Origin of the sequence: Novosphingobium panipatense, assembly GCF_900182875.1 — a bacterium.
GTDB lineage: Bacteria > Pseudomonadota > Alphaproteobacteria > Sphingomonadales > Sphingomonadaceae > Novosphingobium > Novosphingobium panipatense.
Window position 1 is genome coordinate 32,332 of record NZ_FXUI01000003.1, and the last position, 21,383, is coordinate 53,714.

General features: G+C 61.2%; 17 protein-coding genes. 15 read left to right on the forward strand and 2 right to left on the reverse strand.

The genetic code is table 11. From position 1 onward, the window contains the following. Window positions 1-116: 116 nt before the first annotated feature. The 6 genes from QOL62_RS05470 to QOL62_RS05495 all read left to right on the forward strand — a co-directional run bounded on the left by QOL62_RS05470 (window position 117) and on the right by QOL62_RS05495 (window position 4,461). Window positions 117-1,058: an ArdC family protein gene (locus QOL62_RS05470; RefSeq protein ID WP_283405504.1), complete on the forward strand. Its 942-nt coding sequence runs from the start codon at window positions 117-119 to the stop codon at window positions 1,056-1,058. 11 nt (window positions 1,059-1,069) lie between these two features. Continuing rightward, window positions 1,070-1,492 carry a hypothetical protein gene (locus QOL62_RS05475; protein WP_283405505.1) on the forward strand — a complete coding sequence of 141 codons (423 nt, stop codon included), beginning with the start codon at window positions 1,070-1,072 and terminating at the stop codon, window positions 1,490-1,492. Between the two features lie 300 nt (window positions 1,493-1,792). Beyond that, on the forward strand, window positions 1,793-2,746 hold the full coding sequence (locus tag QOL62_RS05480) for a DUF2493 domain-containing protein (protein WP_283405506.1): 954 nt from the start codon (window positions 1,793-1,795) through the stop codon (window positions 2,744-2,746). 122 nt (window positions 2,747-2,868) lie between these two features. Continuing rightward, on the forward strand, window positions 2,869-3,330 hold the full coding sequence (locus tag QOL62_RS05485) for a DUF6878 family protein (protein ID WP_283405507.1): 462 nt from the start codon (window positions 2,869-2,871) through the stop codon (window positions 3,328-3,330). A 10-nt stretch (window positions 3,331-3,340) separates the two neighbouring features. Beyond that, window positions 3,341-3,769: a DUF6915 family protein gene (locus QOL62_RS05490; RefSeq protein WP_283405508.1), complete on the forward strand. Its 429-nt coding sequence runs from the start codon at window positions 3,341-3,343 to the stop codon at window positions 3,767-3,769. Window positions 3,770-4,071: 302 nt separating this feature from the next. Next, window positions 4,072-4,461 (forward strand): single-stranded DNA-binding protein, encoded by a 390-nt coding sequence (locus tag QOL62_RS05495; RefSeq protein ID WP_007688363.1) that lies wholly within the window; start codon window positions 4,072-4,074, stop codon window positions 4,459-4,461. Between the two features lie 115 nt (window positions 4,462-4,576). On the opposite strand, the gene QOL62_RS05500 is transcribed toward QOL62_RS05495, so the two are convergent. Then, window positions 4,577-4,804, reverse strand: coding sequence for a DUF6437 family protein (locus QOL62_RS05500; RefSeq protein ID WP_283405509.1), 228 nt, complete (start codon window positions 4,802-4,804; stop codon window positions 4,577-4,579). 348 nt (window positions 4,805-5,152) lie between these two features. Here QOL62_RS05500 and QOL62_RS05505 point away from each other — a divergent pair, with 348 nt between their 5' ends. The 5 genes from QOL62_RS05505 (at window position 5,153) to QOL62_RS05525 (ending at window position 12,429) form a co-directional block, all read left to right on the forward strand. Beyond that, the gene (locus QOL62_RS05505) at window positions 5,153-5,374 is read left to right on the forward strand and encodes a hypothetical protein (RefSeq protein WP_283405510.1); all 222 of its coding nucleotides are present in this window, start codon (window positions 5,153-5,155) and stop codon (window positions 5,372-5,374) included. Window positions 5,375-5,838: 464 nt separating this feature from the next. Beyond that, entirely contained in the window at window positions 5,839-6,168 is a 330-nt protein-coding gene (locus QOL62_RS05510) for a hypothetical protein (RefSeq protein ID WP_283405511.1), read from the forward strand. Then, a complete protein-coding gene (locus QOL62_RS05515) occupies window positions 6,158-8,488 on the forward strand; it encodes a type IV secretion system DNA-binding domain-containing protein (RefSeq protein WP_283405512.1) in 2,331 nt (776 codons plus the stop codon). Before QOL62_RS05510 ends, QOL62_RS05515 begins: the two co-directional genes overlap by 11 nt. A 44-nt stretch (window positions 8,489-8,532) precedes the next feature. Next, window positions 8,533-11,442 carry a MobF family relaxase gene (mobF, locus tag QOL62_RS05520; RefSeq protein WP_283405513.1) on the forward strand — a complete coding sequence of 970 codons (2,910 nt, stop codon included), beginning with the start codon at window positions 8,533-8,535 and terminating at the stop codon, window positions 11,440-11,442. 78 nt (window positions 11,443-11,520) lie between these two features. After that, on the forward strand, window positions 11,521-12,429 hold the full coding sequence (locus QOL62_RS05525; RefSeq protein ID WP_283405514.1) for an HNH endonuclease: 909 nt from the start codon (window positions 11,521-11,523) through the stop codon (window positions 12,427-12,429). A 12-nt stretch (window positions 12,430-12,441) separates the two neighbouring features. Here QOL62_RS05525 and QOL62_RS05530 read toward each other — a convergent pair whose 3' ends face one another. Next, window positions 12,442-13,077, reverse strand: coding sequence for a S24 family peptidase (locus tag QOL62_RS05530; RefSeq protein WP_006966198.1), 636 nt, complete (start codon window positions 13,075-13,077; stop codon window positions 12,442-12,444). 481 nt (window positions 13,078-13,558) lie between these two features. Here QOL62_RS05530 and zorA point away from each other — a divergent pair, with 481 nt between their 5' ends. The 4 genes from zorA to QOL62_RS05555 are packed head-to-tail and all read left to right on the forward strand — an operon-like array spanning window position 13,559 to window position 21,364. Continuing rightward, window positions 13,559-15,484, forward strand: coding sequence for an anti-phage ZorAB system protein ZorA (zorA, locus tag QOL62_RS05540; protein WP_283405515.1), 1,926 nt, complete (start codon window positions 13,559-13,561; stop codon window positions 15,482-15,484). 50 nt (window positions 15,485-15,534) lie between these two features. Next, on the forward strand, window positions 15,535-16,212 hold the full coding sequence (locus QOL62_RS05545; protein ID WP_231382162.1) for an OmpA/MotB family protein: 678 nt from the start codon (window positions 15,535-15,537) through the stop codon (window positions 16,210-16,212). Beyond that, on the forward strand, window positions 16,209-17,615 hold the full coding sequence (locus tag QOL62_RS05550) for an EH signature domain-containing protein (protein WP_277280819.1): 1,407 nt from the start codon (window positions 16,209-16,211) through the stop codon (window positions 17,613-17,615). The genes QOL62_RS05545 and QOL62_RS05550 overlap by 4 nt, the downstream gene beginning before the upstream one ends. Further along, window positions 17,609-21,364, forward strand: a complete 3,756-nt coding sequence (locus QOL62_RS05555) for a DEAD/DEAH box helicase (protein WP_283405516.1) — start codon at window positions 17,609-17,611, stop codon at window positions 21,362-21,364. Before QOL62_RS05550 ends, QOL62_RS05555 begins: the two co-directional genes overlap by 7 nt. The last annotated feature ends 19 nt before the right edge of the window (window positions 21,365-21,383 follow it).

Genomic DNA, 21,383 nt, shown 5'->3' on the forward strand with positions numbered 1-21,383 from the left:
TTACGCCGGAGGGCCGCTTCCTTTTTGGAAGTAGAGCAGAGGGGGCTCGGGAACCTGTGGCACTGACCGGCGAGCCGATCGCCGACTGTCCAGATGCCTCAATCAGGAGAACCATCATGGCCTATCGCAAGGAGCAGGGCGGCGGCCTGTCGCCCGCCACCCGTATCACCCAGGAAATCATCGCGCGTCTGGAAGCCGGCACGAAGCCGTGGATCAAGCCGTGGCGCGGTGTCCCGGTCTCCCGGCCCTTGCGGGCATGCGGAATTCCGTACCGGGGCATGAACGTGTTCTGGTTGTGGATGGTCGCCGACATGTGCGGCTACGCCTCGCCGTTCTGGATGACCTACAACCAGGCAAAATCGCTCGGTGCCCAGGTCCGCAAGGGTGAGAAATCGACCATCGCGATCTTCTACAAGAGCTACACCAAGGAGGTGGAAGCCCCCGATACCGGCGAAAAGACCGACGAAGCCCGCCGGGTGCTCAAGGCTTATCCGGTCTTCAATGCCGATCAGGTCGAAGGTCTGCCCGAGCGCTTCCATCCGGCTGCAACGCTGGAGCTGGTTCAGCCTGAAGGGCGCGAGGCCGAACTCGACGCCTTCTTCGCCGCCATCCCCGTCAATCTGCGCCACCAGGGCTGCGAGGCTTATTACGAACCGACTGCGGATCGTGTCACGATGCCGCCGACGAGCCTGTTTTCAGGCTTCGACCACTACTATGCCACGCTCGCCCACGAGCTGTCGCACTGGACCGGCCATGCCAGCCGTCTGGGGCGTGATCTCAAAAACCGCTTCGGCACGGCGGCCTATGCCGCCGAAGAACTTGTAGCCGAGCTATCGAGCGCCATGCTCGGCGCTGAGTTGGGCCTGCCCATCACACATCTCGACAGCCACGCGAGCTACATCGAGCATTGGCTCAAGCTTCTGAAGGATGACGATCGCGCCATTCTGACCGCTGCCGCCAAGGCTGATGAGGCGTCGACCCTGCTGCTGAAGCTTGGCGGAAGGGTCATGCCCGAACAGTTTGACGACGCGTCAGACGACGCTGCGCTCGCGGCCTGAGGGAGCATGCCATGGGCCGATCAGTCAGCTATCCCAGCGGCGCAATCGTCGCCTTCACAGTGCTTGAGGTCGAAGCCGAAGACGATTGGGAATTCGAGTACGAATGGCTGCGTGACGACCTGCGCGAGCGGGCCGCCAAAGCCTTCCCGTCGCTGATCCCGCACGACGGCTGGCGCGGACGCGAGGACCGGATCCTCATGCGCAATGCCTATGCGGATTTCGGCGTATCGGTCTACGGCGGGCTGGTGGCCGTCTGGATCGTCGAACGCGATGACGGAGCCTATCGGGACGCCGATTGGCGCACGGCCCGCTCACCGCGGGCACAGCGCTGGCTGTCACAGATCGCATCCCGTTTCGATGCCGTGTTTGGCGACTACGATTGCCTCGGGCACATGTCGAACGGCGAGGGGGTCTACACCAAACGCGCAGCTTGAGGCCTGTGAGTTGGTTGGTCGCGGCGTTGGGTTGCCATCCCTGACTGCACTTTGCCAGCCGCTCATGGTCTGTCGCCATGCGAGAGAGGACCTGGGCCAGCCGCCAGTCTTGCGCAACCCGGCTTGGGCGGGCCCGTGTTGGCCTTGGCCCTTCGGGCTCAAGGCCTGCCCGCGCCAGCCCGCCAAGACGGGTTCCCCCTTACGGGTGCGCAATCCTGCCTGAAGCTGGCCCTGACGGGCTCTCGCTGGCGCAGCCATGAACAGGTGCGTCGGCCTCATGCCAGTCAGGAGGACTTCCCCATGCACACGTCATTTGCCGATCAACTCGCCGGGCTCGATCTTGCCGGCTTTTCCATCGGTCCTGCTCCCGTATCGACAACCGATTTCCCGGTCCGGGAGGCGGTTGTCCAAACCCTCGAAGCGGTCTGGTCCGATCTTTTTGCCATGGTGTCCGGGACCGCTCTTGAAGCCGACGCCGAGGATCTTGGCTGGGCCTTCGTCAACGTCTTCCACCGCTCGGCGGAACGCAAATCGACGGCCCTTGACCGGGCGACCGACGAGGTCCGCGCGCTGATTGCTACGGCCGATGGATCCGAGGTCCACACCCATGAACTCGAGACCCAGGTCGAGCGGGCGCAATGCGCCGAAAGTGCGATGCTGGCGCTTGAAGAGATGCGCGAGGTCGCAGCAGCCCTTTACCTCAACGAGTTCGGGTCATCGTGGAAGCCTGTCTCCAGTTCTCGCTTCAATCACAGCGTCATGCTGACTTCCGCACTCGTCGAAGGGCGCGACTTCCTGCGCGCCCGTGCCGAGGCCAAGCGCCGTGCGGCGGTGCCCGAAGGAACCCCTGTGGTCTTCGCTGGCGGGCGCACCCGTCATGCGACCGAGGACGATGCACTGACCTTCGGCAACAACGTCTGGGCAACGCTCGACAAGGTCCGCGACCGCGTGCCTGACATGGTGCTCATCCATGGCGGCGACACCAAGGGCGTCGACCGCCTGGCATCGAGCTGGGCCGAACGGCGCGGCATCCCGCAGGTCACGTTCTCGCTCGACATGCGGCTCGGCGCCCGTGCCGGCTTCAAGCGCAACGAGCGGATGCTCTCCCTCGATCCGCGCTACGTCATCGCCTTTCCAGGCAATGGCGTGCTTGAACGTCTGGTCATCGAAGCCAAGGCCCGGCGGATCACCGTGGTCGATCGGCGCGGGCCCCTTGGCACCAATCCGAAGAGCACTTCGGCAGCCACTGACTGAGGTCATGCCAGTCCTCGCGCCAGCGCCGCGTCGGCGCTGGCGTCGTCCGTCAGAGGAAAGGCGCGCGCCGGTGGTTTGGAGCCAGCGAATGGTCGATGGCTCCTTTCTACAGGAGGTATTCCATGATCGATATCGAGGCCGTGATGGCCGACTTTGCCGTTCGCCAGGCCGAGCGGCAGATGCAGGTTGCTGAAGAGATTCAGCAGCTCAAGGTCTCCATTCTTCCGCGCTTGCAGGATGCCAGCATCGCCCGTGTCGAGATCCGCTTTGACGGCTGCGGCGACAGCGGTGCCGTTGAAGAATGTGCATGCCTCGATGCAGCCGGCGCGGGGATCCCGTGCCCGGATGTGACCCTCTTGGAAGGCGAAGCAGACAGCGTTGATCGTACCGGTTCCAGAGAGCCGCAATCACTCGGGCATGCACTCGAACAACTGACCTACTTGGCGCTCGAACGTCACCATCCTGGCTGGGAGATCAACGACGGTGCCTGCGGCGAACTGGTGATTGATGTGACTGAGGCGACTTTCGTGCTCGATTGCAGTCTGCGCTTCATCGCCACCGATGATCATTCGACCGAGCTCTAGGAGATCAAGCATGGCCCACTGCTACTACCACGCTCTCTCGTCGGTCCGGAAATGGGGCGGCACGGTCGATGACTATCTCCCGCTGCACCAGTGGTTCGACCAGTCCAAGGCAATCCTGGCAGACCCACGGCACCGCGCGCTGCGGCACCATGCCGAGGGGATATTCATGCTCGAAACCCTGTTCGGCGAGACCCTCGTCAATGCCGATGGCCGGGTCGTTCCGGTGCGTCTGGTCGGCGAACAGCACGTGCGCGAAGACTTGGGCTCGATCCCCTCCTTTGCCGATTGGGCGCGCTTGATCACGCCGCAGGCCTGGATGCTTCGCGGCAACCCTTTGGACGGCGCTGAAGGGGTGACGATCGATATGCCTCTCCCTGGCGAAGCAGGTGCGTCCAGGAATGTGCCATCTGTTGGAGGAGCGGTCAGTACGATGATCTAAGAAGTGGTTCTCCGGTGGAAGGTCAGCAGGGATGATCCGGCCAAGACCGGAGGGAAACGAGGCAAGGCAAACCTGTTCAAGGCATCCAGCTCCGCCCGGCTTCGATGCAAACCTGTCCCTGAATCACCCCCCGTCGAGACGCGCAACCCGGATCAGGTCCGGCCGAGTTGCCGGGCTGTGCCCGGCTGCCCGCACCACCCGAACCAGTTCCGGGTTCCCCTTCGGTGCGCTTCGCCGCGGGGCGCTTCTGCTCGGGTTTTGCAGCCGGGATGGACCCGGAATGCTCGATCAGGAGAAAGCCCATGACCAATCTCGTTATCCTCGTTGGCCGCATCGCTCGCGACCCCGAGACCCGCACCACCCAGGGTGGAACCAGCATCACATCGATCTCGGTCGTGACCGACCGTCCCGCCCGCAAGGATGGCAAGACCTACAAGGACGAAAACGGCTACACCGCCAAGGACAGCGAATTCCACCGGATCACCTGCTTCAACGGCCTGGGCCAGAACGTCGCCAAGTACTGCACCAAGGGACAGCTCGTGACGGTCGAAGGGCGCATCCACTACACCCAGTGGGAGGATCAGAGCGGCACCAAGCGCTACGGCTGCGAGATCATCGCCGACAAGGTCGACTTCCTCACCAAGGGCCGTTCGGGCAGCAACGAGGGCGCGCCGGACATCGACGAGGACTGAACGTCTTTCCCTCACTACAAGGCCTCGGTGGCAGACGCCATCGGGGCCTTTTCTTTTGCTCTGGTCCTATGCGGCGGCGCGGGGCATTGAACCCCTTGCCGCCGCCGGGTTGGGCTTACGCGGGAGCTATCCGCTTCAGCGTTTCCTCGATCCCGAGTGCCATTGCTCCTCGGACGATCTGACGCAGTTGCGCTGGCTCGATCGACTCGGCACCGCACTCGATCAGAATGTGGCCAAGGACAATCGCCGCTTCGTCGCGAAGCTTTGCCTCCTTGGCCGCCAGTTCATCGCGCTGTTCCCGGAGCTTCTTCAAGGCATCAACCGGATTGCTTTTGCGGGGCATGTCAGTCCTTTCCGCCCCCTTGGTTTGTGATCCCTCGAGAGCACTTCTGCCACCGCGCGCAGGGTGTAGGAAAACAGGAAAAGCGTGCCAGCCCACAACCGTCCGGTGCAAACCGCGAGGGTTAGAGGGGCTGGCTCACGGATGGCCCAGTATGATGTCCGTCCACATGCCGCCTCAAGGACGGCAGGGCCCCACCATTTTGCCGGAGAAGGGATGAATCCCTCCCCCGACAAAATCGTTTCCCCCACCGCCGCTGGCGCGGCCGCGCAGGAGCGCGGTCCCTGACCCGGCATGTGGACGAACATCGCACTTCCTCCTGTCGTTCGAGACAACCTCAGGAGGATCATCATGGCTTATTTCGCACCTTGCAGCGCTTCACCCCGCAGCTATTTCGAGGCCCTGGAACTCGCCGAGCGCCGGGCACTGCACAGCTACTTCGATCAGCACATCGTGGAAGACGAAGAGCTCGGATATATCGCCCTCGACGAAGGCGACTACTGCGCTCTGCCAGCACACCTGGCATCACGTGTCGTCCACACCATTCACGGATCGATGCTGGATGAATTCTGACGCCGGAAAGGGTGGGAGCCGGGAACGGTTCCTGCCCTTTTATCTTGCTCGCCGTCGGTTCGTTTCGATTCATAAGCGGGCCCGATGAGCGGGGTGCGGGCATCGGCGCCCGCACGCGCTTTGGCTCCGCGCTATCGAGGGCCCTTCATTCCCTCCTGCATGTCCGGCGAAGTGACCGGATCACCCTCTCGCAGCTTGGTAGAGTGAGCACACCGTACGCAGTGACACTGCTGGATTTAAGGAAGGTATTTCAGAGTGATAGGCGAAATTTCAGGGCTAGTGTCAAACCAATTCAATCGTGAAGCATGCTTCAGATTCGCGATTTGCGGGCAAATCGAAGCCAGTTAAACCATTGATAGTATTCGCACATTCCGCGATTGACGGGCTTATGTTCCTGATTTATTCTCATTCTTGTCTTCCGCAAGATCAAGCCAGGTTCGCAAGGGTCAATAGGACCCCCGAACATGGATCGGCATCTCAGTCTTCAGACCTACGTTCCCCGCCCACTTGCTGACTGGATAAAGGGCAAGGCCCGGGACCAGCAGGTCTCCGTCAGCATCGTCATTCGCGACCAGTTGATCGACGCATGGCAGCGTGAAAACGAAGCGCGAAAGCGGCCTGCGGCCCTCGACCCTGTACGGCAGAACCTCTTCATCACGGTTGCCCTGGATGCGCTTCTGGCCAGCCATACCGATGGTTCGTTGAGGCAGCGCACGCACGAAGCCTACAATCGTCGTCTCGCCCGTCTCGGGCTCAGCGCCTCCACATCCGAAGGAGGCAGCGATGAAGCGTAATCTCCTCAATTTTACCCGCGGCAGCCAGCTCCTCGGACATTTCGGTTTCATGTTCGCAGCGGGGCTCAAAGGCCCCCTGCTGGTGACCTTCCTGGTTAGCGCCTGGCTTTGCTATCTCGAGGTGACGTCCACGCTCACCGATCACCAGGTCTATCTTGCCTGGATGCATGTCTATGCCTCCGGCTACGCTTTCATGGAGTTCGATCCTGGCAAGCTGGTGGAACTCAAAATGGCCGGTGGCGGAACTGTCCGCATTCCTTTCAATGTCGTGCGCGATTTTCCGCCCATGCGCGAAGCCTGGAGTGCACTCGGCGCCGCCATCCGGCGCGGTATCGGGCTTTCGGCGCTTGTCCTGATTCCGGCCTTTGCGGCCTTCTGGTGGTTCGCTGAGCGGTTCGGAGGCAAGTCCAAGGAGCGTAAGCACGAGCGCGGGGCGATGCTTGTCACGCTGGACGAGCTCGAAGCGGAGATCGACCGGCACAATCGCGTCGAACGTGCCCGCGAACTGCACGCAGCACTTGGCTGGAAATGGCGCTTGGCAGGCACAGCAGCGACCGAGGAAGCAGGCTTCTACAGTCCGGCACATCTCGCGGGCGTGACCTGGCCGTGGCGTCTCGAGCAAAGCCATACCATGCTGATCGGCACCACCGGCACCGGCAAGACCGTTGCCCTCAGCCAACTCCTTGCCGAGGCCCGGGCACGCGGACAGCGCGCCGTTGTTTTCGATCTCACCGGAGCGTTCATCGAGACCTTCTACGATCCGGCTCGCGACATCATTCTGAACCCGCTCGACGCCCGTTGCCCAAACTGGAGCGTATTCAACGATTGCACCAGCGAAGGCGAATTCCATGCCGCAGCCGAGGCGCTGGTTCCGCACGATGGCGGTGGTTCCGAGCAGTTCTGGGTGCTCGCAGCCCGTATGCTTTTCGTTGAAATGTGCCTGCATCTCCAGCGCACCGGTCAGGCCAGCAACCAGGCGCTTGCCACTCGGCTCATGACCGCCGACCTCGCGCAGGTGCACAAGCTTATGCGCGGCACCATGGCCGATCCGCTGACAGCGCCAGAAGCCGCGCGCATGGCGGAATCAATCCGCGCTGTGTTTAACGCCAACGCCAAGGCACTGAAGCTGCTACCCGCTAAAGGCCCGCGCTTTTCGGTACGGGACTGGATCCGCGGCAGCTCCCAATCGGGCTCAATCCTGTTCCTCTCCGCACGCTACGTCGACATGTCGATCTGTTCGCAGCTGCTCACCTTGTGGCTCGACACGGCCATGAACACGCTGATGACCATGGAGCGTACGCCCGATCTCAGGGTCTGGTTTCTGATCGACGAACTGGGCGCGTTGCACCGCCTGCCCGCACTGGAGAAAGGCCTGCAGACCGCGCGCAATTTTGGCGGCGCGATCGTCACTGGCGTCCATGCCTTTGCCAAACTCAAGGAAGTCTATGGCGAGAACATGGCGATGACCTTGTCGTCGCTCGCGCGCAGTAAGCTGATCCTCGCCACTGCGGACCGGGAAACGGCAACCTGGTGTTCCGACTTCATCGGTCATCGCCAGGTCCGCGACATGGAAGAAGGGTACAGCTATGGTTATAACAATGCCCGCGACGCCGTCAGCCTGACGCCCCGTCGCCAGATTGAGCCGTTGCTGCTGCCCGATCAGTTCATGAACCTGCCGAGGCTCTCCGGTTACCTCAAGTTCCCCGACGGATTTCCTGCCGCTCCGGTCACGCTTGTCCCGCGCCGCTGGCCGCGGATGGCCGAGGGGTTCATCGCGCGGGCATTTGGGCCTGCTCCCGGGGCACACGCGGCGGATGAGACCAATGTCGATCCCTCGGCATGGGCTTCCTTGCCTGCCGAAGCTGCCGATGGCGCCCCGGCCGCGAATGACGACGGCGCCGGCAAGCCGGTCGTTCCCGAGCAGCTGAAGCTGGACTTTCAGCGTGTATCCGGTCCGCCGGCTGACGCCGCGCATATGTCTGAAGAGCAGTTGTCCGAAACCTCTGCACAGGTCTTGCAAGGCGCTCGCGAACAAGCCCAGGTCGAAATGTCGACCGAAGCGCTCGCGAGCTCTGGGCCAACCACAACCTTGCCTCCCGGACCGCTTCTTTCCGGCAGAAGTGAAGCGACCGATGAGACGCAGCCCTCCTCCGATGAAAAAGCTTCGCCGCGAGGAAACAAGCCAGCTTCAGGCGATCCGAAGCCAATCGCGGTCCCACGATCGCAGGACAGTCAGAGCCCCCGAGAACGGGCCGAACGAGATCTGCTCGAGGGCGGCGTCGAGAGCGGGGCGCAAGACTTCTACGAACCTGACCTTTGAGGGCACCACAGCAAGGGGGCACTTTGCTTGAAGGACCATAAGCCATGCTCTCGATTGCCAATGTCCGGTCCGCGTCCGGCGCAGCCAGCTACTTTGCTGCTGACAATTATTACGCGAGCGCAGACGCGGATCGCTCCGGCCAATGGGTTGGGTCAGGAGCCGAGGCCCTCGGTCTTTCCGGAGCGGTCGATGCCACAGCCTTCGACAAGCTCCTCAAGGGCGAGCTTCCGGATGGCACCAGGGTCGGTCACGAAAACCAGCACCGAGCCGGCACCGATCTGACCTTTTCCCTGCCCAAGAGCTGGTCTGTCCTCGCTCTCGTCGGCGGCGACAAGCGGATCATTGAGGCCTACCGCGAGGCTGTGGTGGAAACGCTCCAGTGGGCCGAGAAGAATGCGGCAGAAACGCGTCTCGTCGAAAACGGGAAAGTGCGGACCGTGCAGACCGGCAATCTCACCGTGGCGCTGTTCCAGCACGATACCAATCGCAACCAGGAGCCCAACCTCCATTTCCATGCCGTCATCGCCAACGTCACGAAAGGTGCCGATGACAAATGGCGGACGCTGAAGAACGACCGGATCTGGTCACTCAATACCCTTCTCAACAGCATGACGATGGCGCGCTTCCGCCTCTCGGTCGAGAAGCTCGGTTATGAAGCCGGTCCTGTCGGCAAGCACGGGAACTTCGAGGCGGCGGGCTTTTCTCGCGACCAGGTCATGGCCTTCTCCACAAGGCGGCAGGAGGTTCTGGACGCACGCCGCGGCCCGGGCCTTGAAGCGGGCAAGATCGCTGCCCTCGATACCCGCAGCGCCAAACAAGCCGTCGCCGATAGGGGCGCCCTGACGGCGGATTGGCAGGACCACGCCCGGGCAGCAGGGCTCAACCTGCAGGCCATGATTGAACGAGCTCAGGGTCACTCGCATTCCTCACAGCACGCACCCGCGGCTGGCACCAGCCTGATCGAGCGCGGCAGGGCCTGGCTCAGGGACTTTGCCGAGCGCATCAGGGGCAATCCTGCCGATCCACTAATCCCGGCTCACGTCCTCAGCCGAGACCGCGAGACCATCGCCGCAGCCCAGGCTACAGCGTCAGCGGTACGCCACCTCTCGCAGCGCGAAGCGGCCTTTCCGCGCGAGGCCCTGTTCAAATCGGCGCTGGATTTTGGTCTGCCGACAACCATTGGCGCCATTGAGCAGCGGGTCAGCTCGTTGGTCCGTTCGGGCGAACTCGTTCCAGGGTCAGGTGAACACAAGGGCTGGCTGACCTCGCGTGATGCGCTCGCGAGCGAGCATCGCATTCTCGCCGCGGTCGAAGCCGGGAGGGACGCCGTGCCGCCCCTTCTCGGGAGCAATGAGGCAGGCGCACGGGTCAAGGCCGTCGCTGCCATCAATCACGGCATCGAACTCAATGGTGGCCAAGAAGCGGCCGCCCGCCTGATCCTCAGCTCGTCCCACCGGACAATCGCCATCCAAGGTGTCGCCGGTGCGGGCAAGAGCAGTGTTTTGAAGCCCGTGGCGCAGATCCTCGGCGAGGAAGGCAAGGAGATCATCGGGCTCGCCGTCCAGAACACTCTGGTGCAGATGCTGGAGCGCGACACTGGTATTCGCTCGATGACGTTGGCGCGCCTGCTTAAGAGCTGGGCACCGCTGCTGGAGCATCCTGGCAATCCTGGCTTGATGGCCGAGGCGAGAGCCGCATTGGGCGACCGGGTCCTCGTCCTTGATGAGGCCTCGATGGTATCGAACAGCGACAAAGAGCGTCTTGTCACGCTGGCCAATCTGGTTGGCGCGCGCAGGCTTGTGCTTGTTGGCGATGCCCGCCAACTCGGCGCGGTCGACGCCGGCAAACCCTTTGATCTCATCCAGAAGGCTGGCATCGCGCGCGCCGAAATGACGAGCAATCTGCGCGGCCGGGACGCGCAACTGCGTCTGGCTCAGGCTGCTGCACAAACGGGTGACGTCGAAACCGCACTTGGTCATCTCAAGGGCTCGACGATCGAGACATCGGGCGACAGCGCTTTGATGGCTGCCGAGCAATGGCTCCAACTTGCGCCGCTAGAGCGGGAGCGGACCGCGATCTACGCCTCAGGCCGCGCCTTGCGAACCGCGGTGAACGAAGCAGTTCAGCGGGGGCTCAAGGCCAACGGTGAGCTCGGCAAAACATCGCTCGACCTGACCGTCCTGTCACGGGTCAATGCAACGCGTGAGGAGCTCCGCTATGTCTCGGCATACCGCCCGGGCATGGTCCTCGATGTTCGGAGCCCCGATAAACATCAGCGGCTCCCACGCGGCGAATACAAGGTCGACAGGATCGACGAGAAGACGCGCGAGGTGTTCCTCGTCGATGGCAAGGGCAAGACACGAACCCTTCAGCCGAGCCGGATCCGTTCCGGTGCGAAGGACGATCGCCTTGCGCTCTTCGAAGAGAAGCGCCTGTCGATCCATGCCGGTGACCGGATCCGGTGGACCGAAAACGATCATCGCCGAGGATTGTTCAATGCTGATCAGGCAAAGATCGAGGCGGTCGAAGGCGATCGAGTGACTGTGGTCACCTCCACTGGCCTGCGCCACGAGCTGGAGCGCTCCGATCCAATGCTCAGGCGGCTTGACCTCGCTTACGCGCTCAATGCCCATATGGCGCAGGGGCTGACGTCGGATCGAGGCATTGCCGTCATGGATAGCCGAGAGCGCAATCTGGCCAATCAGCAAACCTTCCTCGTGACCGTGACCCGGCTGCGGGACCACTTGACCCTTGTGGTCGACAGTACCGACAAGCTCGGGAGGGCGGTTTCGCAGAACACAGGGGAGAAGACCTCGGCGCTGGAAGTTACCGAGCGCCTGCGCGAGGCAGCAGCGAAAGGCCAGGCCGCCGGGTCACCAAGCAAGGAGGATCATTCCAAAAAGCCGCCAGAACTGGTCAAGGAGCGCACCAAGCCCTTCGAAATCGGCATTTAATCTCTGCGAGGTTGAGCCTGGACGGCCGGACATTCTCCAGGCAACCTGGTGCAAATTGATTTTGGCTAGGGCGGAACTGTGAAGGGCGTTTTCGAGATCAGCGGCAATTCGCGGTACGACGACGCGATCACCGAGCGGTATCACTTTCCGAGCAATTACCTCTCGGTTGCGCGAGAGCTTGAGAGCGACTGGATCGTCTACCGCGAGACGCGAGTTTCTGGCGGGCGAATGGCCTATATCGCTGCGGCCTTCGTCGAGCGGATCGACGCTGACCCGAGCGATCCCAGCCACTTCTATGCGCGCGTGCGCGACTACCTCGAGTTCGATCAGCCTGTCCCCTACCGCGACGGCAGTGGCCGGTTTGCCGAGCGCTTCCTGCGCGAGATGACACGGCCTGGCGATGCCGGGCGAAGCTTGCGCGGCAAGTCGGTCCGCAGGCTGGAAAACGAGGATTTCGTGGCCATCGTCAATGCGGGCCTTGCCGAAACTCTCGATCCCGAAAACCGCATCCGCCTCGAACTCGATGCCCCCCGCATCGATCCGGAGACCAATCTGCTCCTGCACGATCACTTCGCGGAGCGCCGGGTCGAGCAGATGCTCGTGAACCGCAAGATCCGTGACGCGAACTTCCGCAATCATGTCCTCGATGCGTACGAAAACACCTGCGCAGTCACCGGGCTAAGGATCGTCAATGGCGGCGGCAAGGCTGAGGCCCAGGCCGCGCACATCTGGTCAGTTGCGGGTGGCGGCCCGGACATTGTCCAGAACGGCGTGGCCTTGTCAGCGACAGCCCACTGGCTGTTTGACCGCCACCTCATCACCTTCGACGACAACCTCTGCCTGCTCGTATCGCACAACAAGGTGCCGTCCGAGCTTCTGCAGCTATTCCCGCCAGCGGGTCAGCAAATCCGCCTGCCGCGCGATCAATCGCTACATCCGAGGCCAGAGTTCGTTGCCCGGCATCGCGAGCGATTTGCTGGAATTTGACCCGAGCTCACATCACACCGATCGGCCGAACCAGATGACCCGGCCGACAACGTGGATCGTCGAGCGATCAACGTCAGACCAGGTCGGATAAGCCGTATTGTCGCTCGAGATCGTGATCAGTCTTCCGCCGGGCTGGATCGTAACCCGCTTCACCACGAGCGCATCGTCGGCACGCAGCACATAGATGCCATCACGCAGGCGCGATCCCTGATCCGAGGAGTCGACCAGGACCTCGTCGCCGTCACGCAGCGTGGGCTCCATCGACTCTCCATGGACATGGATGATCGACAGGCTCGGGCTCTTGGCCCGGGTCAACTTGCCCAGCCAGCGTTCGTCAAAGCCAAAGCGGGTATGGGCTGTCTCGCTCTCCGCGATCGCACCAAAACCGGCCGAGGCATCGACATTGAGGATCGGCACTTCAACCAGACCATCACGCACAGGAAGCGCTGGCCCACCGAGCACCTGCTCATCGACCCCGAAGAACTGGGCAAGGATACGCCGGTCCTCGTCGTCCAGCTTGCGCGGTGAGCCGCGCTTGATGAATTGCTGGATATAAGCGGGGTTGCGATTGAGCAGCCGCGACACCGCGGAATAACCCACGTTTCTCTGCCGGATCAGGCGATCCAGCTCTTCCCTGACATTCTCCATCTGCGTCGCCTTTCAAGGGGCGGTCCAGGTGAGGTGTAGGAATTCATCCTAGACTCGATGGGATCTTCCTAATAAGAACATAACAAGAAAACAAGCTGAATTTGATTCGAGGTAGACCATGAAGCTGCTGGATCGCATCGAGCGTCATCTCAAGGAAACACACATATCAGCCACCCGTTTTGGGCGACGGGCAGTGGGGGATCCACGCTTCGTTCTGGACCTACGGATGGGGCGGAGGCCCCGTCGGAGAACTCTGGAGAGGGTCGAGGCGTACCTCGCCTCGATATCACCGGGGCAACAATCGCAGCCGTAATTTACAGAATCCTCACGTCCTTAATGGAACCAGTCTTGGCGACAGCGGGCGCGTTCGATACCGTCCGAGCTGTTCGGGGTCCTCCTGCTTGAATGCTATTGGCAGACTTGTCTGCTTCCCTGCATAGGAGCAGAGTTCTTCGATTTTGCCGAGTTTCAGGGGGATTGCGTGGAAATTACCGAATGGCTGGGTCATGGTCTGATCTTCTTCTTTACCAAGATTCCGCTCATCGGCGATGCGATGGCTGCTTTCCTGGCTGTCGTATTAGTTGGAACTGCCTTCGCAATATCCTCCCGTTACAAGCGGGATTTTCATGAGCCGCTTGCAAAAGCGATCGAAGCACGGGTTCGACTTCTTGATGATGTGACTGGCGGCAGTACGGCTGACATCGATTCTGCCCGGCTTGCCTTCGCCCGTCGCTTCAATGAAGTCGATGAGCAGATGATGGAGGTTGGTCACCCCGAGGCGCTCCCACTGCGGCGGACCTGGGAGGAGTTTCGAGAAACAATCGTCGATCCGTCTGCGGATGTTCTCCAGAACTCGGCCCGCCCTGAGCACTTCTTCGTAAATCTCGGAGACAGCCACCGCGGGCTCAACTGGTTTGCGAACATCTTTATCGCCATCGGCCTGCTGATCACGTTCCTCGGCATCATTGCTGCCCTGTCGACCCTGGATTTCAGCGGTGGGGTCGATGCGATGCAGGAGCGCCTCAATGAACTGATGAAGGTCGCCGGCGCAAAGTTTTGGGCCTCAGTGGGCGGCATCGTGGCGTCCATCGTCCTGCGTTCTTACGATTACCGGTTCGGTAAGCGGATCAATGACGGCCTCTCCATGCTCTGCGACAAGCTTGAGCATGGCATGGCCTATCTGCCGCCGCAGCGCATTGCGAGCGATCAGCTGGAGCAGCTGAAGGAACAGACCCCCGCCCTCAGGACCTTCTCCGAGCAGCTGGCTGCAGCGCTTGATGGCGCTCTCGAAAAGCAAATGGCCCCGATGATCACCCATCTAGGCTCGATCCAGCAAGGCATCGACAAGATCAGTGGCGGCGGCGGCGAAGCTGTCCGTGATGCCATCGCTTCGAGCGCCGGCGCCGAGATGGCGGGCCTTGCCGATGCGATCGGGGCAATGACCGTGTCGATGGCCACCATGTCAGAGCGACTTGAGAAACAGACGGGTGAAGCAGACCGGCAGATCGAGGACGCCGTGCGCCGGTTCGGCCAAGCCTCCGAAGAGATGCGCACCGCGTTCGGTGACCTTAATCGCAACTTTGGCGTGATCGCTGACCGTATGCGCGAGGAAAATGAGCAAGCGAGCGCACTTGCCCGCCAGAGAATGGATGAACTGCTCACCAGCCTCGGCACAACGCTGGACGATATGAAAGTTGGCTTGGCGACCGCGGCCTCGCAGCTCGGGGAAGCCTCCTCCAATGCTGCAAATAATGCGGCTCGGATCGGTCAGGAGGCAATGGAGAAGTCCTTCTCCGAATTCGTGGAACGCTTTAACGGAGCAGGCACTCCGCTTGTAGCCAGCATGAAAGATGCCGGAAGTGCGATCTCTGTTTCAGCTGATCGGCTATCTTCGGCCCAGACGGCGATTGGTGACCATGCACGGGCCATCGAGCAGGTCGCCGCCCGTTCAGGCGATCTGGCAACGGCATTCGGCACGGTCGCCAATGATGTCGAGGCAGCTGCCGCTCCAGTCAGGCAGTCTGCCTTGTCGATTGCGGAAGCTGTCAAATCGGTTGAGGCGGTCGTCGCCAAGAACGCCCAGTCTTCCGAGAGCGCCCGGGATGAAATGCGCGAGCTCGCCGCATCGCTGAATCAGACGGCAACAGCAGCCTCGTCGGCCTGGTCTGAATACCGGGCCCGCTTTGAGGAGGTCGATCGCTCACTCGGAGCGGCGCTCGAAAAGATCACCGACGCGGCAGGCAGCCACGCCACGAACCTCAACGAACGTGTTGGTCAAATCGACCGCGCATTGGGCGAAGGTGTTGCCCAGCTTGCAGGTGCACTTGAGCCACTGACAACGCTGCGAGATACGGTCGAGGAGCTGGCCGGAATTCTTGCGAACCAAAATCGGGAAGCTGCTGAATAATGGAAGGCGCCGTTCGCAGGAGACCCCCTGAAGAAGGCGAAAGCTACTTCATGTCCATGACGGACATGATGGTTGGCCTCCTTCTCATTTTTATCATCCTACTGGCTTACTTTGCATTGAATTTGCAGTCGAAAACCGAGGAGCTGACCGGCGCCAACCGAACCCGGGCAGAGATCCTCAACGACCTGCAGCAGTCTTTGAAGGACAAAGGCCTGCAGGTCGAAATTGACACGAAGACAGGTGTGCTGCGCCTGCCTGATGACGTGTTGTTCGACAAAGGGCGATGGGAGCTGAGCGACAGAGGGCAAGCCGCGATCAGCAAGGTTGCCAGCGCGATGGTCGAGGTTCTCCCCTGCTATACCACGTCAAACCTCTGCAAAGAGGAACGCTCAAAGCACCTGATCGACGCCGTCTTTGTTGAAGGGCACACTGATTCCGACGCAATGTACGGAGGGATGAACAACTATGGCCTTTCGGTGCGAAGAGCCGAAACGACATTCACCATGCTTCAGTTCAATCAGCCGGCCTTGCGAGGGTTCCTCAACAAGCCAGCAGGGCAGCCAGGTTCTGCGCCGATCCTAGGCCTGAGCGGCTACGGGCCGGACCGCCCTATCGCGCAAGGTGATAGCGAGGCGGCGAAAAAGCGTAATCGACGGATCGACTTGCGGTTCCTGATGACCACACCCAGCGCGGGGCTGGACAAGGATATCTTGAGGCAGGAGCGATGAGCGTCCTGCGCGCGGCAATCGATCGTATGGACGCACTTGCGTCCGCCGGGCTTGCCAAGCCTCCGACAACGCAACCCGAATTACAGCGACAACTCGCCAAACTTGATGCGAGCATCGGTGAGGCGGAGCCAGTTGTCGAATTGAAGCCTTTCTTGCGCAGTGCGGCCGAGAATGGCGCCGAGGCGCTCCCGCGTTTCCAACTCAACCGGGTTCTGCGCGGTGCATGGTGCGATCCAGAGTTCGACGAGTTGGGATATACTGCTCTCGACCGTGCTGTCGAGGAACAGCGGCGCAGTTCCGATCAAGCAATGATCGATGGCTACCTCACCTATTTCCCGGTGGACCGGCCTATCATGGGCAAGCTTGCAGAGGCTGCCTCAAGTGCTGCCCTGCGACATGAGTGGGCATGGCGAGAGAGGGCCCGGCACTGGGAGTTATTTGCGCCCTCGCAAGGCCCTACACGGGTGGCACAGGATTTACTCGCGCGCGACGATGACCAGGTCTTCCAGCTGATGCGGGAAGTTGGGTTGGGAGCCAATCTAGCGGCGAGCGGCTTTGGGCAGGCAACGTTCGCCAGATTTTGCGTAGCGACAGCAGAGTTGCCGCCGAGCAAGGCAGTCCCGGCGCAGCGCAGCCTGCTGAGGCTCTTTGATAGGGAGGCCCTGGCAGGCCAGATTGAGCTCGTCGTGCGCGCGCTGCTGGAACCTTGGGTTAAGGAGAAGCCCGAGCCCGAGCATCGTAAGGCGATTTCCGAATTTCTCCTTGATCAGGTCGGTGATCCCCGTCTTCAGCGGCCCCGCTGGGACAGGATCGTTCGGTCTCTGGCCGAGAGCATTGGCGAAGAACGCGCACTTACAGTCACACAGGTCTTCAAACGCTGGCTCACGGAAGTCGCAATGCGCGAATTCTTCCGGGCTATCGCCAAGACTACCGATCGGCCCGATCAATGGGCGCAACGTGAAAAGTTCTGGATGGCCTACCTCGACGACGGCCTTGTCAGTGATGCATGGCCTGCCTTGGGTGTCCGGGCCCGCAACCAAATCGAGTATCTCATCAGACAAAGCGGCGAACGCCCGGAATATGGAATTATTCGAGGCGGCCCAGCCTCATCTTCCTCAATCATCATGCAGATTGGCGATCTCAGGATTTCCGAGTGGAGCGACAACGGGTCATGCCGCTTTTGGAGTGATAGCGATCCGAATGCTCCGAAGCTTTACGCAAAGATATACGACGGCGGAAAACTGCGGACCACGGCCGGTCGGACAGACTTCGAGTATGAATCTCACGTGCCTGCAAGCCCGGGTTGGGAAGGCAAGTTTGCGGGGATAATTAATCGCCGGACATCAATCTTGCACCCGCGGTTTGGGAAAGGCCGTGGGCGGAACTGGAACGATCGATGGTAAGCACCAAATTCGTCGCAACCCAACAGGGCGATGGCAGCGAGGCGATCACACTGTTGCGCGAGCGGCCGGGCGGGCTGTTCAAACGGGCGTCAAGCGAAACGGTGCCATACTCGGAATGGCCCAAGGTTGCTCCCGAAGCAGGGCAAGCAGCCTTGGCGCTCGCACGCTCGTTCGATCAGGAAGGGCAAATTGTTGAAGAGGACGGAGGGGTTGTCCTGCCCCCTCACATTGCCGCCCAACTCGACGAGGCCGATGCTTTTGCCCTCGGCTTGCCGCCCGCCACGCCTCTGACACTACAGCTGAACTCGAGCGGATCGCTCGCCGAAGGATCAATCACGGTCAATCCGAAGTGGATGCGCCGCGGCGGCGCGCCGGTCCGTGCTGATATTCTTGGCGTTCGTGTGCGAGAAGGAGGCCGCGTCAGCCGCATTCCAGAGCCCGTATTTTCTGTCTTCCTGGCTGCACAAGCGGTGAAGGCAGCCAGTGACGCCGACGAACGAAGAGCAGCCTTTGCCGAGCTTCGTGAACTACTGGGCGATAAGCTCGGGGTCGGCATCGAAGCCGACGGGTTCCTGGAACGCATTCGCATTGCCTACGCTGCAAACTTCTCGTTGAATGCAAAGACCGATCATGGTCGCTTCGACTTTGACCCGGTCCTCTTTTCAAGACATGTGGGCGAAACGACGGAGGGTGACCTCGTCGATGAAAATGAAGCATCCTTGCTGACCCCGCAGGATACCCTGCATTTCCAGCGCAGATTTCGGAGCCAGGAAGGGGGGCGGCGTAGTTACCTCCTTTCCGACGGAACGCTGCTGTTCCTCGACCCCTTGCTGGGCAAGGCCCTCGACATCGTTCGGACCAAGCAGGCCAGCAGCTCGCAAGAAAAGCGCGAGTTCCTTCGCTCTCCCCAGCGGGTTTTGCGCGAAGAGCTGAAACTCGATGCTACTGGCGATGACGAAGCGGCCGACCGGCTTTTTATCGAGACGCAACAGTTTTCGGAGCGTGTCAGCGGGATCGAGGTCTGGCAAAAACCGGTCCTGCCTTGGATCAAGCCGAAGCCCAACAGCTGGCTGCCCGAAAGCTTCGGCCTGAGGGTCGGTGACCCTCCCGATGCACGGCACATTGCCTTGGCTCCCGGTGACGCTGAGATTCTCGCTGGCGACCTTGAGACGGCAATCAAGGCGGGAGACGAAACCGTCGCCTGGCGCGACGAAAGCATCCCCGCCACCCCGGCTACCCTTCAGGCAACGCGCGGAATTGCCGATCTTGAGCGGCAATTCGCAGCGGAGACAGGAGACCAATCGCGATCTGAGGATGAACGTGAACCGGTCGACATCTTCTTTCTGCAGGTCGGGGAGAATTTCGAGCAACTCGATTATGCGCGTCTGCCTCGGCCGAAGTCCGCTCCAGAGGCATTTCAGGTTCCGGCCCTTCCGCAAGGTCTGAAATCCGAGCCAAAGCCTCACCAACGCGAAGCGTTTGCCTGGCTGACTGAAGCATGGGAACGCAGGTTGCCCGGCGTCCTGCTCGCCGACGATATGGGCCTGGGCAAGACATTCCAGGCGCTCATGTTCCTGCTCTGGCTGAGATCCAACTCGGCCCACCCCAAACCAGTGCTGATCGTTGCGCCAACCGGCCTGCTTAAGAATTGGCAAGCAGAACTGGCTCAACACGTCGAGGCTGGCCTGATCGGGCCCGTGATTGAAGCATTTGGGACAAACTTGCGCAGCTACCGGCTGGAGGCTGGAAGCGACATTCGCGGCGGCACCTCACGGCTGGATGCCGGCGAGTGGGAAGACGCTGGGATCGTTCTCACGACCTATGAAACGATGCGCGACTATCACATGAGCTTTGCGCGCATTCCGTTTGATGCGATCGTATACGACGAAATCCAGAAGCTTAAGAACCCGGCCTGCCAAATGACCCGGGCAGCTAAGGCGCTCAATGGTCGCCTGCAAATTGCCATGACCGGCACCCCTGTCGAGAACCGGCTGCAGGATCTCTGGTCGATTGCCGATACAGTTTACCCAGGGTTCCTCGGATCGAGCCGGGAGTTCGAAAGCAGCTATCCGGCGAACGATCTGGCAGGCCTTGAAGACCTGCAGCAACGCTTGGTCGAGCGTGACGACGAGTTCCCACCCTTCATGCTCAGGCGCATGAAAGACGAGATCCTCACCGGTCTGCCCGAGAAAACAGCGCGCAAATACGCGGTCGAAATGCCACCTGCCCAGGCGCAGGCCTATGATCTCGTGCTCGCTAGAGCGCGCGCGCTTCGTGAAAGCGGCGAGCAAGGCGCGATGCTCAAAGTACTGCACATGCTGCGCGGGACATCGCTCCATCCGTTGGCGCCGCGCGGCGTCACGGATATTGACGCCTACGTTTCCCAGTCGGCGCGCTTGAAGAAGACGTTCGAGATTCTCGAGGACGTTAAACAGCGCGGCGAGAAGGCACTGCTGTTTTGCGAAGATCTGGAAATGCAGGCCTTTTTGGCCATGGCTATCCAGGAGCGCTTCGACCTCAGGCACAGGCCGATGTGCATCAGCGGCAAGGTGGCAGGTCATAAGCGCCAGGAGATGGTGAACGCATTCCAGAGCTCAGCGTCCGCCTTTGACGTACTCATTCTGTCTCCCAAGGCAGGGGGTGTTGGACTCACCATCACCGCCGCCAACAATGTGATCCATCTCTCGCGCTGGTGGAACCCAGCTGTCGAGGACCAAGCCACCGACCGCGCCTACCGTATCGGTCAGACACGTCCGGTCACGATCCACATTCCGATGGCTATCCATCCCGATGAGGCGATCGGTCCGTCGAGCTTCGATCAGCGTCTCGATGCCCTCATGGAGCGCAAGCGCTCATTGAGCCGTGGCCTGCTGATGCCGCCCGAGAGCGAGCGGGATGTTGAGGACTTGCTTGCAGACGTGCTCGACGGGAAGCGGGCCGAGCGACAAGATCAATCCGCCATAACGCCCGAAACGGAGCCCCAAACTGCCCGGGAGCAGGCTAGTTACAGCATTGAACGCCTCGCTGCGACAGAGCCCCAGGTCAGTGATGAGACGCCCAAATTCGCAGCGAGCGAATCCTTGCCGCCCGCGCCTGAGGAAGCGGCAACGCCCAGTCCGACTGAGGACAGAAGCGCGCCATCAGAGGACACAGTCGACGAGGTCGTCTCAGCGCCGTTGGACAGCCCGCTGGTTCGTCGCCCGATTCTCTCGGTGCGAACTCCCGTTGAAGCGGCAGAAGCACGGGCTTCCCACGTTCAGCGCGTGGTCTTCGAACAATATGGGCAGAGAGACTGGACCATTTTTGAGCAGCACGTCCGGGATGCGAAAATCGCACTGCTTGAGATTCAGGATCCGTACTGCTGCGCTGATGGGCAAGCGCGGGGACGACTCATCAGCTTCATCAGTCGCTTTGGTCAGCTCGCTTCACAAATCGCCGCCGTCCATGTTGTGACCTTCGATGCGGACTCGGTTCAGACGCGGGAACCCGAAAGCACTAACGATCAACGCAAAGATCTCGAAGATCGATGGAACCGCATGCTGGCATCGGTGCAGTTGCACCTGGCGCAAAAGTCACGCCGATCCGTCGGAGACCTGCACGATCGTTTCGTTAAAGCCCGGCTCGCCAACGGGGACTCTGTCATCTGGGATTTGGGGCGAGGTATCGACGGGGTCATGAGCGCCCGCTGGTCCTGTGTAGTCAATGCTTTTTACGATAGAGCTTCACGAAGTTCGTCTCTGATGCACTGAAAGTCTCGTCCTCCATCAT